Annotated in this window: 14 protein-coding genes; 13 read left to right on the top strand and 1 reads right to left on the bottom strand. The window is 33.2% G+C overall.

Features of this window, described 5'->3' with window-relative positions:
• Positions 1-112 precede the first annotated feature (112 nt).
• The 4 genes from LB941_RS11420 (at position 113) to LB941_RS11405 (ending at position 3,672) form a co-directional block, all read left to right on the top strand.
• A complete protein-coding gene (locus LB941_RS11420; RefSeq protein WP_253362102.1) occupies positions 113-1,027 on the top strand; it encodes a PLP-dependent cysteine synthase family protein in 915 nt (304 codons plus the stop codon).
• Positions 1,028-1,042: 15 nt separating this feature from the next.
• Positions 1,043-2,185, top strand: a complete 1,143-nt coding sequence (locus LB941_RS11415) for a trans-sulfuration enzyme family protein (protein ID WP_253362101.1) — start codon at positions 1,043-1,045, stop codon at positions 2,183-2,185.
• Positions 2,186-2,270: 85 nt separating this feature from the next.
• Complete coding sequence (locus tag LB941_RS11410; RefSeq protein ID WP_253362100.1) at positions 2,271-2,627, top strand: DUF1304 domain-containing protein; 357 nt, start codon at positions 2,271-2,273, stop codon at positions 2,625-2,627.
• Between the two features lie 124 nt (positions 2,628-2,751).
• The gene (locus LB941_RS11405; RefSeq protein WP_253362099.1) at positions 2,752-3,672 is read left to right on the top strand and encodes a YihY/virulence factor BrkB family protein; all 921 of its coding nucleotides are present in this window, start codon (positions 2,752-2,754) and stop codon (positions 3,670-3,672) included.
• Between the two features lie 225 nt (positions 3,673-3,897).
• Here LB941_RS11405 and recX read toward each other — a convergent pair whose 3' ends face one another.
• Positions 3,898-4,707: a recombination regulator RecX gene (recX, locus tag LB941_RS11400; protein WP_253362098.1), complete on the bottom strand. Its 810-nt coding sequence runs from the start codon at positions 4,705-4,707 to the stop codon at positions 3,898-3,900.
• Positions 4,708-4,831: 124 nt separating this feature from the next.
• On the opposite strand from recX, the gene rlmD reads away from it, so the two are divergent.
• The 9 genes from rlmD to pflB all read left to right on the top strand — a co-directional run bounded on the left by rlmD (position 4,832) and on the right by pflB (position 16,688).
• Positions 4,832-6,205 (top strand): 23S rRNA (uracil(1939)-C(5))-methyltransferase RlmD, encoded by a 1,374-nt coding sequence (gene rlmD, locus LB941_RS11395; protein ID WP_253362097.1) that lies wholly within the window; start codon positions 4,832-4,834, stop codon positions 6,203-6,205.
• Positions 6,206-6,322: 117 nt separating this feature from the next.
• Positions 6,323-6,868, top strand: coding sequence for a DUF402 domain-containing protein (locus LB941_RS11390; protein ID WP_253362103.1), 546 nt, complete (start codon positions 6,323-6,325; stop codon positions 6,866-6,868).
• Positions 6,869-6,962: 94 nt separating this feature from the next.
• A complete protein-coding gene (locus LB941_RS11385; RefSeq protein ID WP_253362096.1) occupies positions 6,963-8,093 on the top strand; it encodes an AI-2E family transporter in 1,131 nt (376 codons plus the stop codon).
• A gap of 108 nt (positions 8,094-8,201) precedes the next feature.
• Positions 8,202-9,212 (top strand): NAD(P)H-dependent glycerol-3-phosphate dehydrogenase, encoded by a 1,011-nt coding sequence (locus tag LB941_RS11380; protein WP_253362095.1) that lies wholly within the window; start codon positions 8,202-8,204, stop codon positions 9,210-9,212.
• A 33-nt stretch (positions 9,213-9,245) separates the two neighbouring features.
• The gene (gene tagD / locus LB941_RS11375) at positions 9,246-9,653 is read left to right on the top strand and encodes a glycerol-3-phosphate cytidylyltransferase (RefSeq protein ID WP_253362094.1); all 408 of its coding nucleotides are present in this window, start codon (positions 9,246-9,248) and stop codon (positions 9,651-9,653) included.
• Between the two features lie 183 nt (positions 9,654-9,836).
• Entirely contained in the window at positions 9,837-11,225 is a 1,389-nt protein-coding gene (locus LB941_RS11370; protein WP_253362093.1) for an ATP-binding cassette domain-containing protein, read from the top strand.
• A gap of 28 nt (positions 11,226-11,253) precedes the next feature.
• Positions 11,254-12,579 carry a hemolysin family protein gene (locus tag LB941_RS11365; protein WP_253362092.1) on the top strand — a complete coding sequence of 442 codons (1,326 nt, stop codon included), beginning with the start codon at positions 11,254-11,256 and terminating at the stop codon, positions 12,577-12,579.
• 35 nt (positions 12,580-12,614) lie between these two features.
• Positions 12,615-14,192, top strand: a complete 1,578-nt coding sequence (locus LB941_RS11360; RefSeq protein ID WP_253362091.1) for a peptide chain release factor 3 — start codon at positions 12,615-12,617, stop codon at positions 14,190-14,192.
• 237 nt (positions 14,193-14,429) lie between these two features.
• On the top strand, positions 14,430-16,688 hold the full coding sequence (gene pflB / locus LB941_RS11355) for a formate C-acetyltransferase (RefSeq protein WP_253362090.1): 2,259 nt from the start codon (positions 14,430-14,432) through the stop codon (positions 16,686-16,688).
• Positions 16,689-16,693 lie beyond the last annotated feature (5 nt).

Here is a 16,693-nt window from a genome sequence, read left to right as displayed (position 1 = left end):
CGCCTTGAGACGCTGGCAAGTACATAGGGCTTATAGCCCTGGAGCAAACCACCCGTTTGACGGGTGGTCATGATTTTCTCTCAAAAAATATAAATCTAAAGGAGTGGACAGAATGTTAGTTAGTAATGTTTTTTCATTAATTGGAGATACACCGTTGTTAGAAATAGGAATTCCGGTACCAAATGACAGTAAAATTTTTGCCAAATTAGAGTTTTTAAATCCAGGTGGAAGTGTAAAGGATCGCTTGGGAATGTCTTTGATTGAGGCTGCTATAAAAAGAGGAGATATTGATGATAAAACAACGATAATTGAGCCGACTGCTGGAAATACCGGAATCGGTGTTGCATTAGCAGCAGTAAAATATCAATTAACAACTATTTTAGTTGTACCAGAGCAATTTAGTATTGAAAAACAAATGTTAATGAAAGCACTAGGAGCAAAAATTATTCATACACCGCATGAATTAGGTATGAAAGGTGCAATTGTTAAAAGTAAGGAATTAGCAGCTGAAATCAAAAATGCATATGTGCCTAATCAATTTTATAATCTAGATAATCCAGCAGCCTATGAAAAAACTTTGGGCAAAGAAATTTTAAAAGATTTAGCTACACAGAAAATTGACGCATTTGTTGCTGGGGTTGGATCAGGTGGAACATTTGTTGGAACAGTTAAACCGTTATTAAAACAATATCCCAAATTAAAAACGGTTGTTGTTCAACCTGAAGGGTCTATTTTAGATAATAAACCGGCACATGCCCATAAAACAGAAGGTATAGGTGTTGAAATGGTTCCACCATTTTTCAAAGATGTTCGAATAGATGAGATTAAAACGATAAGTGATAAAGATGCTTTTAGTTATGTAGCATTGGCTGCAAAGAAGCTAGGTTTGTTTATTGGTAGCTCTAGTGGTGCTGCATTAGCAGCAAGTTTGAAATTAGCGAAAACATTACCTAGAAAATCCAATATTGTAACTATTTTCCCAGATTCAAGTGAACGATATCTAAGTAAAGGGATTTATAAAAATTAAGGAGGATATGTAAATATGAAATTCAATACAAAACTAATTCATGGTGGTAATAGTGAAGATATAACAACAGGTGCGGTATCAATTCCAATATATCGAGCATCTACATTTCATCAAAAAGAACTAGGTAAAAATCCAAAATGGGAATATTCACGGACAGGAAATCCAACACGAAATGCACTTGAAAAACTAATGGGAGAATTGGAAAACGGGATTGCTGGATTTGCATTTTCATCAGGCTCAGCAGCTATCCATGCTGTATTTTCAATGTATTCAGCAGGAGATCATTTTGTCGTTGGAAGTGACGTTTATGGTGGAACATTTCGATTGATAAATAAGGTTTTAAAAAGATTTGGATTAGAGTTTACAGTCGTAGATATGCAAGATTTAAATGCAATAGAAAATGCGATAAATAATAAGACAGTTGCTATTTATTTTGAAACACCAACTAATCCACTTTTGCAAATAGCTGATATTGAAGAAATAGCGGCTATTGCTAAAAGGCATAAGATAAAAACCATTGTTGACAATACTTTTGCTACACCATATAATCAAAAGCCCTTGAATCTAGGGGCGGATGTTGTAATTCATTCTGCAACTAAATATCTTGGTGGGCATAGTGATGTCGTAGCAGGAATAGCAGTGACGAGCGATGAGCAAATAGCAAAGAAGATTGCTTTCTTACAAAATGCTATTGGAAGTACACTAGGACCAGATGATAGTTGGCTTTTACAAAGAGGAATAAAAACATTAGGTGCTAGGATGAGAGTTCACCATGAAAATGCTGAAGCAGTAGTAAACTTTTTGAGTACAGACAAGCGGATTGCTAGAATTTTTTATCCAGGTTTAGAATCATCGCAAGGACATAAGGTAGCAGCTAAGCAAATGCAACATTTTGGAGCAATGATCTCGTTTGAATTACAAGCAGGTCTTGATACTAAGAAATTTGTAGAAAGTCTTGAAATAATTGATTTAGCTGAAAGCTTAGGGGGGATTGAGAGCTTGATTGAAGTTCCAGCTGTAATGACGCATGGATCGATTCCAAGAGATATTAGGTTAAAAAATGGTATAAGTGATGAACTGATCCGCCTTTCCGTTGGGTTAGAAGATGCAGAAGATATAATAACGGACTTAAAGCAAGGATTAGATCAATTAAATTGAAAAATATTTTAATAACCGGTAGAATATATAAAGAATTTATAAAGTTAGTTAATACAATTTTCATTTAAATTTGGAGGAGAAAAAATTGTTACTAGTTACTAAAATTATTGCAACGCTTGTTGGAATTGAATTTCTTTATATTATGTATCTTGAAACATTTGCAACAACTTCGGCAAAAACAGGGCGTGTTTTTAATATGGATAAGGAACAATTGCAACAACCGGCCGTAAAAACACTTTTTAAAAACCAAGGAGTCTATAACGGTCTACTTGCCGTGTTGATTTTTGTTGCCGTTTTTGCCTTTGCAAGTAAGGCTGCAGTTATTGCGTTAATGCTTTATATTGTTGGTGTTGCTCTTTATGGTTCATTTACAAGTGATGCAACTATCATTTTAAAACAAGGTGGTTTAGCAATTATAACATTGATTACTTGTTTTTTTTAAAATATATGAACACGCTAAGAAAATTGGACAATTGAATTAAGTTTTAATTTTTGCTGGAATAGAGTAAAATGACGTGTACACATAGTAACAAATAAAATGTTTTGAATTAAGTGAGGAACATATTTTGAGTAATTGGGTTAAGAAAGTAAATCAGTGGTTGCAAAAGTTTACAAAGATCTTTATTGAATCATTTATTAATTCTGATATAAACAACGCAGCTATTGTAATGGCCTACTATACGTTATTGGCAATTTTTCCAACTGTGATTTTAATAGGAAATTTACTACCATTGTTAAATATAAAATCAACAACGATTATGTCCTATTTGGAGACGGCAGTACCAGCAACGATTTATAATACGCTACAACCATTAGTGAAAAATTTTTTGGATAATGGTTCAGGTGGCTTAGCATCGGTGAGTGCGTTAGTTGCAATTTGGGCAGTTAGTCGGGGAATAAATGCGTTAAAACTAGCTATAAATAAGGCATATGGAGTGGGAGATACTCAAAGTGCTATTGTGACAAGAGTTGTTTCAATTTTATTGATTTTTGTTTTTGGGATAGCGCTCGTTATTATATTTTTATTTTTTAGTTTTGGTCAAATTGTTCTAGAAAATTTAGGTCCAATTTTTAATTTACCATTGTCATGGTTAACAACTTTTAAAAGTTTAAAGTGGCCTACCACTATTTTTGGTATTTTTGGTATTTTATGTTTAGTCTATCGTTTTTTACCCAATGCTAAAGTGCATGGTTTGTTTATTTTACCGGGAGCTTTAATTGGAACTACTGGTTGGGTATTGATAACGCAGGGTTTTTCAATTTATGTACATTATTTTGCGCGCGGTGTTTTGAGTTATGGAACATTAGGAACATTTATTTTCTTATTATTTTGGCTAAATTATTCGGGTTGGGTTATTTTACTAGGAGCTGTATTTAATGCAACACTTGAGAGACTGAAGTACGGCCAAATTTCTGCTAAAAAACCGACGATAAAAAAAATATGGGATAATGTTTTACCGCAAAATGATAAAAAGAAAGATGGCTAGTTTTTAATTAATTTAACCAGCTTTGTATAGGATAATGAACTTTAAAAATCCTGTACAAAGTTTTTTTGTATAAGATTAGAAAAAAGAGTGTGTGGCATTTAAAGAATAAAAGAACGTTTTATTAGAAATAGTAGAACATAAGTGAGAGTGGTGGCTACCATTTGTGCCCTTCAAATTAAGCAAAATATTTCTGGTAGCTCCAATACTTTAAAAGCAATAAGATTTCTAGTGTGTATTATTTTCCTCAGCAATATTAGTAAGAACCTGTGTGATGTCATCAAATGTAAAACCTTTACGATAAAGAGCAGCAATTGTTTTTTGTTTGCATTCTTTGGCAGAGAAACGACGATATCTATGGAGTAATTTTACTGCTTGTGTAGTCAAAAGAGATAATTCATTACTTTGTTCCTTTTTTAGGTCAAGTTCTGTAAGCGCCAAGGAGGTAATATCAGAATTGAATCCCTTTACTAGTAAGTTTTGATGTATTTTGTTTTTTAGAGTACTAAAGGATTGGTTATGATAATGGGCGGCTAGTTTTTTAGCAATTAAGACTGCTTTTTCTAATTGTAATTCCTGTGTAAATTGAGTCAATGCATCATCAATTAAAGATTCAGTAATTCCTTTAAGTCGTAATTTTTGGCGAATAACACTGGGTCCCTTATCTGATGTGTTCATAACAGTACGAACATAACTTTGCGAATAAAAAAGATCGTTAACTAAATTTAGGCTGCGCAATTTTATGAGGATTTGTTCAATCGTTTCAGGATTTACATCATTTTTTATCAAATAATCGCTTACTTCTTTTTCTGTACGAAGTTGGCGTGAAAGATAATTAATTGCTCGATTATAATCTTTAGAAAACGAATCGGCATCTGTTAAATTACTAATTTGTTCTTTAGTTAATTCTTGACCCTTCGAAAGCTGAAATTTTATTAAAACATCTTCGCTTACAGAAAAAGAGTAAGTGCCGTCTAAATAAATATTATAGCGTCCCACTCTTTTTTGAGCTTGAATCATAGTGATTTTTTGTAGCATAAAAATTCTCCGTTCATGTGTTTGGTTTTATTATAAAAGTACTTTGTTTTTAAAGCAAGTACCATGGTTTCAGTTTGCTTTGGCGACATGATATAATAAATATGAAATTTTTAAGGAGGAACTAATGCAAAAAAACAATATTCAAATAAAGTTGGGGCAACAATTACTTATAACAATTAAGCGATTAGGTATTAATGGAGAAGGAATTGGTTATTATAAAAGGAAAATTGTATTTGTTCCAAGAGCCTTACCAACAGAAATTGTTATAGTGGAAGTTAGCAACGTACATCCTAAATATATTGAAGCAACCCTTATTCGTATAAAAAAAAGCAGCTCATCTCGAGTTGAACCCCGCGACAAATATACTGTTGGTGGAATAGAGTTAGAGCATCTAGCATACTCTAAGCAACTTGAATTTAAGCGAGATGTCATTGCTCAGTCATTAGAGAAGTTTAAGCCACTTGGATATGACAAATATGAGTTACGACCAACTCTTGGAATGAAAGTTCCCTATAATTATCGAAATAAAGCCCAATTTCAAGTGCAAAAAAATAAAGCAGGTAAGATTATTGCAGGTCTTTATCGTGAAAATAGTCATTATCTAGTTGATTTGCCTACATTTAGTACACAGACAGCACTGACAATGAAAATTATTCGGGAAGTTTGTTTATTACTTCAAAAATGGAATATTCCTATTTATGATGAAAAAAGAAATACAGGTATTGTTCGAACAATCGTGGTTCGAGAATCCTTTGCATACCAAAATGCACAGTTGGTATTTGTAACACATACAGAAAAGTTTCCACAATTAAACAATTTAATTGCAGATATTAAAACTAAGCTGCCAGAAGTTGTTTCGATTATGCAGAATATTAATAAAAGTAAAACTTCTTTGGTATGGGGAGAAAGAACACAACTCATATATGGTAAAGAGTATTTAATGGAAAAGTTAGGTGAATTACAGTTTAAGTTGTCAGCGCGAGCCTTTTTCCAATTAAATCCAAAACAAACATTAGTATTATATGATCAAGTAAAAGAAGCTTTAAAATTGCAAGCAACAGAAACTTTAATAGATGCTTATTGTGGAGTTGGGACAATTGGCTTATATGTTTCAGACCAAGCAAAAGAAATTAGAGGAATGGATGTAATTCCAGAGTCTATTAGAGATGCTAAAGAAAATGCCAGATTAGGTAATAGAAAAAATACAAAATATTTTGTAGGTCATGCAGAAAAACTAATTCCTCAGTGGGTAAAAGATGGTTTTGTTGCAGATGCATTAGTTGTTGATCCGCCACGAACGGGATTAGATAAAGAATTAATTACTGCAATTTTAAAATTTAAGCCTAGAAAATTTGTATATGTCTCTTGTAATCCATCAACAATGGCACGTGATTTAGTACTTTTAGCTCAAATCTATAACGTTAATTATGTTCAATCAATCGATATGTTTCCACAAACAGCAAGGGTTGAAGCTGTTGTTTCACTAACATTAAAATAGTAGAAAATTTAAAATAGTAAATTTATAGATTTGTTTAGGTTTTTCAAAAGATCTTTGCTATAATAGAAACTGATATCGGTGTAACTTACACCTGTGTTTATGGAAAGCAGGGGTTATATGCGTCATTCAAATGGACCTAGAGAAGGCGAATTTATTACCATCAAGAGTTATAAACACGACGGTAGCTTACATCGAACGTGGCGAGATACAATGGTTCTCAAAACTAGTGAAAATGCGTTGATTGGTCTAAATGATCATACACTTGTGACAGAAGCAGATGGTAGAAGATGGGTGACACGTGAACCTGCCTTGGTTTATTTCCATAGGCATTATTGGTTTAATATTGTGACGATGATACGTGACAATGGTGTATCTTATTATTGCAATCTAGCTTCTCCAGCATACTTAGATCGAGAAGCGCTAAAGTATATAGATTATGATTTAGATGTCAAGGTCTTTCCGAATGGTGAAAAGAGATTATTAGATGTTGATGAATATGAGGGACATGGTGCGCAATGGCATTACTCTACAGAAACTGATAAGATTTTAAAACACAATGTTCGGACACTGGTAGATTGGATTAACCAAGGAAAAGGACCATTCTCAAAAGAATATGTTGAGATATGGTATAACCGCTATTTAGAATTGTCGCGTCGACAGTAATTGCCAGTTTTATAACTAAGTGCTCGTAATAATAATAATTAGATAAATTATTGTTATTACGAGTTTTATTTTTAAAGAAAAGGTGAAAAAGCACATGTTTGATAAAAAAAGAAAAGCTAAACTGATGTATTGGTCGATTGAGCTGTTGGTAATTGCAACGATAATATTTATGTGTACGCAATTAGATTTTTTATTTAAACCTATTGAAACTTTTATTTCAACATTGTTCGCACCAATTATTATAGCGGGTTTTTTGTTTTATTTACTCAATCCAATAGTAAAATTATTAATGAAGGTTAGAATTAAAAAGTTTAGAATCAAGCGAACACTAGCTGTAGCTCTTGTTTTTATTCTGTTGATAGCTATTTTAGGATGGGTATCTTCATACATGATACCCAAAATAATTAATCAATTCCAGGGTATCATTGAACGTATCCCTAATTACATTAAAGAAACCCAAAATATGTTGACAACTTTAAGTAATAAAAAGAATTTACCGCACTGGCTTAAAGCTATTAATATCGAACAGTACATTGGTCAGTTTGAAGATTCCGCTACTTCTTGGGTTAAAAGGTTTGTGTTGTCGCTGACAACAAGCATTGGATCTATTATTGGCATTATAACAAGTACAGCAATTACTTTAATAACAACTCCATTTATACTGTTTTATATGCTTAAAGATGGTGATAAGTTTATGCCAACAATCAAAAAAGTTTTACCCGCTAAGCATGCAGATACAATTGAAGGATTGTTAGGAGAAATGAGCAGTACAATAGCTAAATATATATCAGGACAAGCAATTGAGTGTTTAGCAGTTGGAACCATGAGCGTAATTGGTTATAGTATTATTGGTTTACCATATGCGTTAATCATTGGTGTTTTTGCGGGAGCTACTAATATTATTCCGTATCTTGGCCCTTATATAGGTCTAATTCCCGCATTATTTATTGCTGTTCCACACTCTTTTAAACTTGTAATTTTAGTTATAGTGGTCTGTGTAGCAGTTCAACAAATTGATGGGAACTTGGTTTACCCAAATGTTATTGGTAAGTCACTTGAAATTCACCCACTGACGATTATTTTATTACTATTAGTTGCAGGAAATCTTGCAGGACTATTAGGTATGATTTTAGGTGTGCCTTTTTATGCAGTTGCAAAAGTAGTTGTAAAATACTTCTATGATATTTGGAAATTACATTTTTCAAAATCAGATAGTAAAAGTTAATGAAATTTGCAATGCTAGCTTGTGGCAAAAAAACTTGGTATAATACAAATGTATGTATTAAATGAACGCTAGATTTAAATATAAAATTAAGTAGGGATGTAATTTATCATGACAAAAAAAATTGCAGTTTTAGGTGCTGGTTCGTGGGGAAGTATTCTTGCGAATGTACTTGTTGAAAATGGACATGAGGTAAATCTATGGTCTAACTCAGAAGAGCAAGTACAGGAATTGAATATTAAGCACACGAATGAAAAATATATGCCAGGCTTTAAATATCCTGAAGAATTAGTTACAACAACTAATTTAAAAGATGCAGTAAAAGGTGCTGTAGCTGTTTTATTTGTTGTACCAACAAAAGTGATTAGGCCTGTTGCGCAACAATTAGTTGAAGTTTTAGACGAATTAGATACAAAGCCATTATTAATTCATGCTAGTAAAGGACTGGAATTAGGGACACATAAACGAATTTCAGAGGTTATTTCAGAAGAAATATCTGCAAAACATCGGAGTGGGATGGTTGTTTTATCTGGACCAAGTCATGCTGAAGAAGTTGCGCGTAAAGATATTACTTTGATTACAGCGGCGAGTGATGACTTATTGGCAGCAAAAAAAGTGCAGAATTTGTTTATGAATAACTATTTGCGAATCTATACCAATACAGATGTTATCGGTGTTGAGACAGGTGCGGCATTTAAAAATGTTATTGCATTAGGGGCAGGAGCTTTACATGGATTAGGTTATGGCGATGATGCAAAGGCAGCATTAATGACACGTGGACTAGCTGAAATAAGTCGCTTAGGTGTGGCCTTTGGTGCTGATCCAATGACATTTATTGGACTTTCTGGTGTAGGTGACTTGATTGTAACGTGTACAAGTGTACATTCACGTAATTGGAGAGCTGGTGATCAGCTTGGACAAGGAAAATCACTAGAAGATGTAATTAAAGATATGGGAATGGTTATTGAAGGAATTAATACTTGCAAGGCTGCTTATGAATTAGCGCAGCAAAAAGATATTGAAATGCCAATAACACAAGCAATTTATAATGTACTGTATAATGGAGCAAGCATTAAGCAAGAAATTTCAGGTTTGATGCAACGTGAAGGTAAAACGGAATAATAAAAGATTATTTAAAACAAGTAGGTGAAATAGTTGAAAAAAGTATTAACATATGGCACTTTTGATTTACTTCATAGAGGCCATATTAGGCTTTTAAAACGAGCAGCACAACTAGGTGATCATCTAACTGTTGGTGTTTCGACTGATGAATTTAATGCAATTAAGGGAAAAAAAGCATATACCAGTTATGAGGATCGAAAATATATTTTAGAGGCTATTCGCTATGTTGATGAAGTGATTCCAGAAAACAATTGGAATCAAAAAATTGATGATGTGAAAAAACATAATATTGATCTTTTTGTAATGGGTGATGATTGGACTGGACAATTTGATTTTTTAAAGGAATATTGTGAGGTTAAGTACTTATCTCGGACAAAGGGAATCTCAACAACAAAAATCAAAGAGGATTTAGAGCAAAAAGGATTAGATAAACTACGCTAATGTATTGTAGAAGAATATTTTATAGTTAATTTAATTAGTTAGAGTAAGTTATACTTAACATATGTTTGAGCAAGCTTACTCTATTTTGCTACTCTTATATCAAATGGTTTTCAAATTGACCGTATTAAAAAACCTTGGTAATATTAGAACGATAACTCAATAATAATCAGGTGGGTATATTAAATGACAAAATTAGAAATAAAATATATAACTAAAAGTGCGCCAATGCTAAACGATAATAAAGAGAACAAGGGTGCACCTGTTGAGTTTTGGGAATTACGCGGAATAACACTTGACTTGTCTGAAGGCGAAGCAATTGGTTTGATTGGGACTAATAGTTCTGGAAAATCACTACTATTAAATATTATTTCTGGCAAAATACGTCAAACAACAGGTTTTATCACAACTAAAAATCATATTGGGTTAGCATGCTTAGATGAATTGGATCCTAATATATCAGGATTAGAAAATATTCGTAAGAAAATTACAAAATTCGATATCGATGAGTTTAAGGGAAATCATCTTACTAATGCAGTTATAAATTTTATAGAATTTGGACAATGGTTATATCAACCAGTTGGAACTTATTCAGCAGGGATGAAAGCTCGATTAGTGTTAGGTATTGCGTTAATAGTTGAACCAGAAATTGTTTTAATTGACGGTGTTTTAGATTTATTAGACCGATCTTTTGAAAAAAAAGTTGCTAAAAAAATTCGTCAATTAAAGGATTCCGGCGTTTCATTTATAATTGCTGAAACACGTAATGTTAATATTGAACGCTTTTGTGAACGGACAATGTGGTTACAATTTGGACAGATACAAGATTTTGGACCTACTAAAGAAGTATTGCAACAATACTCATTTGCAGAAGAGTGGTATGATGCACTAACTTTACCAGAACAAAATGATTATTTGGCAAACAAACAGTGGGAACAAGTTCAATTTAATATTGACAAGATTTATGAGGAATTTAAAGTTGAACAGTTTAAACACGGATATACACGTAAAGATGAACCTCGAATGCGCAAAGCATTCTTTGTAGAACGAGGGATAGATCCAGTTAAGGCTGAAAAAAAGGTAACTGAAAAGCAAAAACCAGAAGTGAAGAAAGATAAAAAAACTACTATAAAGCAACCTAAAGCAGTTATATTAAGTATTGTGATTATTCTTCTGTGTATTATAGGAGGAGCATTTTGGTTAATTTCGGGAAAAGATACAGATACGCAATCTTCTAATAATACGGTAACAACATCGAAGAAGGCTACATCCACTAAGATAAGTGCGTCAAAAAAGGCTGCATTAAAGGCAAAGTCTTCTTCAAAAAAAGCTGCAGAAGCATCATCTAAGGCAGCCAAGGACTCATCTAAAGCAGCAAGTAGTAGTGCAGCAGCAGCAAGTGCTTCAGAGTCATCCAAACTAGCTAATACTCAAACTATTGAGGTCGCAAGTGGTGATTCATTGGAATCTCTAGCTTCAAAGTACGAAACAACAGTTTCTGAGATTCAAAGTTTAAACAATTTAGGATCAAGTGAAAATATCAAAATAGGTGAAACGTTGTATGTGCCTAAATAATCAATACTAATTAACTAGAGGTGGTTATATGCTTGATGAACCTGGTGGTCAGACCATAATACTTGGTTTATTGATAGGAATTATCGTATTACAAACATTTGCTTTCTTTGTAGGAAAAGCACAGAAATTAACAAGTGGATATACAAGTGAAACATTAGCTGGACTAGCGAAGCAGTATCCTAAAAAAACTGAAAAAATTTATGAAATAAGCAAAAAATTAAAAAGGTATGATTTTTGTTTATTATGTGCATATTTTTTTGTTCATGTTTTGAGTCTAGTTTTACTAACTAGTGCATGCTTAACGTATCAAATATTTTCAATACCAATATTAGTGCTTATTGTACTTATATGGACATTCTTATTTGTTTTGCAATTTAACCATAATGGAGAAAATATACATGGTAACCATAGCAACTATATAGATTTTATTAGTATAGTAGCTAATGCTTTTATGCCATTGGCATGGGTGATTCGGTTGTTAATACCTAAAGTCAAGTTGACTACAGATGTTAAGCACAATTCATGGGAAAATATTATGCAACAAATTGAAGTAGGTCACAGTAGTGGTGAACTTGATAGTGATGAATTTGAAATGATTGATGGCGTAATATCAATGCATGCCAAAATGGCACGTGAAGTTATGGTACCAAGAATTGATGCATTTATGATAGATATAACGAATGATAATGAACGAAGCATAGATGATATTATAGAAACTAACTTTTCACGGGTACCGGTTTATCATGAAGATAAAGATAACATTGTTGGCGTTGTTCATATTAAAAAATTATTGCGAAATGCACGACTTTATGGTTTTGATCACACAACGATTAGACAAGTAATGCAACCAGCATTTTTTGTTCCTGAAACAATAATGATTGATGAATTACTATTTAGAATGAAGGAATCACAAAATCAATTAGCAATTCTACTTGATGAGTATGGTGGAGTAGTTGGATTAGTTACACTAGAGGATTTGCTTGAAGAAATTGTGGGCGATATTGAAGATGAAACTGATGAGCATGATGAAGTTTTACGTCAAATAAGCGAGAAAGAATTTATCGTGTTAGGAAAAATGTCTATTGATGATTTCAATACCGAATTTAGTGCACACTTAGAAGCAAATGTAGCAGATACAGTGGCTGGTTATATAATTGAGCAATTGGGCTTTTTTCCTAAAAAAGGTCAAGTTTTAAATGTGCGTACGGCACAAGGAATTATTTTAGAAACACATTCAGTTATTTCAGGCGAGAGAATAGTAGAAGTAAGAGTTATTTTAACGCAAAAACTAGCACAAGAGTATACTAAACGTGCTAAACAACAAGATGAATTACAAAAAAAATTGGGTAAATAAAATATAGCTATAGTAGAAAATTAAGGAAGGTAATAATGACAATGCAAGAACTAAATGAGGCTGTGAATAAGCGACGGACGTTTGCAATCATTTCACACCCTGATGCAGGGAAAACAACAATAACAGAACAACTACTTTTATTTGGTGGAATAGTACGACAAGCAGGAACTGTAAAGGCAAAAAAAACAGGAAATTTTGCTAAGTCTGATTGGATGGAAATCGAAAAAAAGCGTGGTATTTCGGTTACTAGTTCGGTGATGCAGTTTGATTATGCAGGAAAACGAGTTAATATCTTGGATACTCCAGGACATGAAGATTTTTCGGAAGATACATACCGTACCTTAATGGCTGTTGATTCAGCTGTGATGGTTATTGACTCTGCCAAAGGTATTGAACCACAAACAAAAAAATTATTTAAAATTTGTAAAATGCGTGGCATTCCAATTTTTACATTTATCAATAAACTTGATCGTGATGGACGCGAACCGATGGATTTAATTGCTGAATTAGAAGAAGTATTAGGCATTGAAGGTTATGCAATGAACTGGCCGATTGGAATGGGAAAAGGCTTAAAAGGACTTTACGATATTTATAATAATCGGATTGAGCTTTATCGTCGCGAAGATAAGGGAGAGACATTTTTGGAATTAACCGAAAATGGAGAGATTGCGGGAGATAGTGCCTTAAAAGAGGAAAGCATCTACACGCAAGTATTAGATGAAATTGAGTTAATTAAGGGTGCGGGAAGTGAATTTGATTCTCAAAAAATTGCTCAAGGTGAATTGACTCCAGTTTTCTTCGGATCAGCGTTAACAAACTTTGGCGTGAAAACATTTTTAGATGCATATTTGCAATTTGCTCCAGCACCTAGTGCACATAAAACTTCTACAGAAGAAAAGATAGTACCTACTAGTGCTGAGTTTTCAGGATTTGTTTTTAAAATTCAAGCTAATATGAATCCAAATCATCGTGATAGAATTGCATTTGTTAGAATATGTTCAGGTGAATTTGTAAGAGGAATGGATGTTGTATTGCAACGTACAGGTAAAAAATTGCGTCTATCGAATTCTACACAATTTATGGCTGATACGCGGGAAAATGTTGAAACAGCAGTAGCCGGAGATATTATTGGATTATATGATACTGGTAATTTTCAAATTGGGGATACAATTTATACAGGAAAAAAGGATTTTCAATTTGAAAAATTGCCACAGTTTACGCCGGAATTATTTATGCGAGTAACTGCAAAAAATGTAATGAAGCAAAAATCGTTTCATAAGGGAATTCAACAATTAGTACAAGAAGGTGCTGTCCAACTTTATCAAAGTTACAGTACAGGTGACTATATTTTAGGAGCAGTAGGTCAACTACAGTTTGAAGTTTTTCAATTTAGAATGGCAAATGAATATAATTCTGAAGTAGTCATGACTCCAATGGGGCAAAAGACAGCTCGTTGGATTGATCCAGCTCAATTAGATGAAAAAATGTCGAGTTCGCGTAATTTACTAGTTAAGGATCGACAAGGAGCGCCATTGTTCTTATTTGAAAATGCATTTGCAGAAAGATGGTTTAAGGACAAATATCCAAATGTTAAATTAACTTCGAAACTCTAAGATAGAAAAAGCAAACTTTTTTGTAAATAAAAAGTTTGCTTTTTTTATCAAATGTGAATGGAGAAATAATATATAAATTTAATAAATTCAATTAAAAATGCTCCTAAAGCTTGAACATTAGGCTGTTGTTGAATAACAGTAAATATGTTTTAAGTATTTCTTATTGAAAATTATTCAAAAAAGGTTTAATATAATCAGTGTAAGAAAACGCTTTAATTGATTTGGAGGTAATGGAAAATGCTAAAAGTTGATGAGAGATTGGAAAGCAAAGCATGGGACGGTTTCAAGGGTGGCGAATGGCAAACTGAAATTGATATTCGTGACTTTATTCAGAATAATTTTACACAATATAATGGTGATCAATCATTTTTGGAAGATGCTACAGAAGCTACAACAAAATTGAATGATCAATTAGTTGATTTGAAGCTTAAAGAGCGTGCAGCAGGTGGTATTTTAGAAGCTGACACAAAAGTTGTTTCAACAATTACATCACATAAACCAGGTTATTTAAACAAGGACCTTGAGAAAATTGTTGGGTTACAAACTGAAAAACCAATGAAGAAAGCATTAATGCCATTTGGTGGTATTCGAATGGCTAAGGATGCTCTTGAATCATATGGTTTAAAACTAGATCCACAAGTTGAATACTTCTTTAGTAAGTTAGCTAAAACACATAATCAAGGAGTTTTTGATGCTTACGATGCTGATATTCGTCGTGCTCGTCATAATAAGATTATTACAGGTCTACCAGATGCATATGGTCGTGGACGTATTGTTGCAGACTTCCCACGTATTGCACTTTATGGGATTGATCATTTAATTGCTGGTAAGATAGAAGATCTTAATAATTATGGCGATGGTGAAATGACAGAAGATGTAATTCGTGTACGCGAAGAAATCAATGATCAAATCAGAGCTTTAAAAGATATTAAAGAAATGGCAGCTTCATATGGATATGATATTTCTAAGCCAGCAGAAAATGCACAAGAAGCTATTCAATGGATTTATTTTGGTTATTTGGCAGCTATCAAACAACAAAATGGTGCTGCAATGTCAATTGGTCGTATCGATTCATTTATCGATATCTATGTTGAACGTGACTTAGAACGTGGTGTTTTAACAGAAAAAGATGCACAAGAATTAATTGATCAATTTACTATGAAATTAAGAATGGTTACATTTGCTCGTACACCTGAATATAATTCACTATTCTCAGGTAATCCTATTTGGGCAACACTTTCACTTGCTGGAATGGGCTTAGATGGTCGTCATCATGTAACTAAAACAGCATATCGTTTCTTAAATACTTTGCATAATATGGGTGCTGCACCAGAACCAAATATTACATTACTTTGGTCAGAAAATTTACCAGAAAGCTTTAAGAAATATGCTGCTAGTGTATCTATTGATAGTTCAACAATTCAATATGAGAATGATGATTTAATGGTAAAAGCTTGGGGAACTGATTATTATGGTATTGCATGTTGTGTATCAGCTCAACCAATTAAAGATGGAGTTCAGTTCTTCGGAGCGCGTGCTAACTTAGCTAAAACAATTCTTTATGCAATCAATGGTGGTAAAGATGAGATTACTAAGATGCAAGTGGGACCTAAGTATGAACCAATAACCTCCGAGTATATTGATTATGATGAATTTATGGCTAAGTTTAACGATATGTTAAATTGGGTTGCAGATGTTTATGTAAATGCCTTAAATGCAATTCATTATATGCATGATAAGTATTATTATGAATCAGCTCAATTAGCTTTAAAGGATACACGCTTAGATAGAACTTTTGCAACAGGTATTTCAGGTTTATCTGTTGCGGCAGATTCAATTTCAGCAATTAAATATGGTCGTGTTAAGATTATTCGTGATAAGGATGGCATGGCAGTTGATTATGAAGTTGAAGGTGACTTCCCTCGTTATGGTAATAATGATGATAGAGCTGATGATATTGCAAAATGGCTTGTTAAGAACCTATATACAAAGATGAATACACACCATCTATATAGAGGTGCGAAGTTATCAACATCAGTTTTGACAATTACATCTAATGTGGTTTATGGAAAGAATACAGGATCAACACCAAATGGACGTAAAGCGGGTGAACCATTTGCTCCAGGTGCTAATCCAGCATACGGTGCAGATACTTCAGGTGCTTTAGCATCGTTGTTATCAGTAGCTAAAATTCCTTATCGTTATGCAATGGATGGTATATCATATACATTTGCAGTTACACCTTCAACATTAGGTCATGATGAAAGTGCTAAGGAAGCAACTTTAGTGAATATGATTAGTGGATATATGAAGAATGAAGGTCATCACTTAAATATTAATGTGTTCAATCGAGACACATTGTTAGATGCCCAAGCTCATCCAGAAAAATATCCTACATTGACAATTCGTGTTTCTGGTTATTGTGTATACTTTGCTGATTTAACTAAGGAACAACAAGATGATGTCATCGCAAGAACATTCCATACAACGCTTTAATTAGT

The organism is Ligilactobacillus ubinensis, from assembly GCF_024160875.1.
Classification (GTDB): Bacteria; Bacillota; Bacilli; order Lactobacillales; family Lactobacillaceae; genus Ligilactobacillus; species Ligilactobacillus ubinensis.
This window is presented reverse-complemented; position numbering and strand designations above follow the sequence as displayed.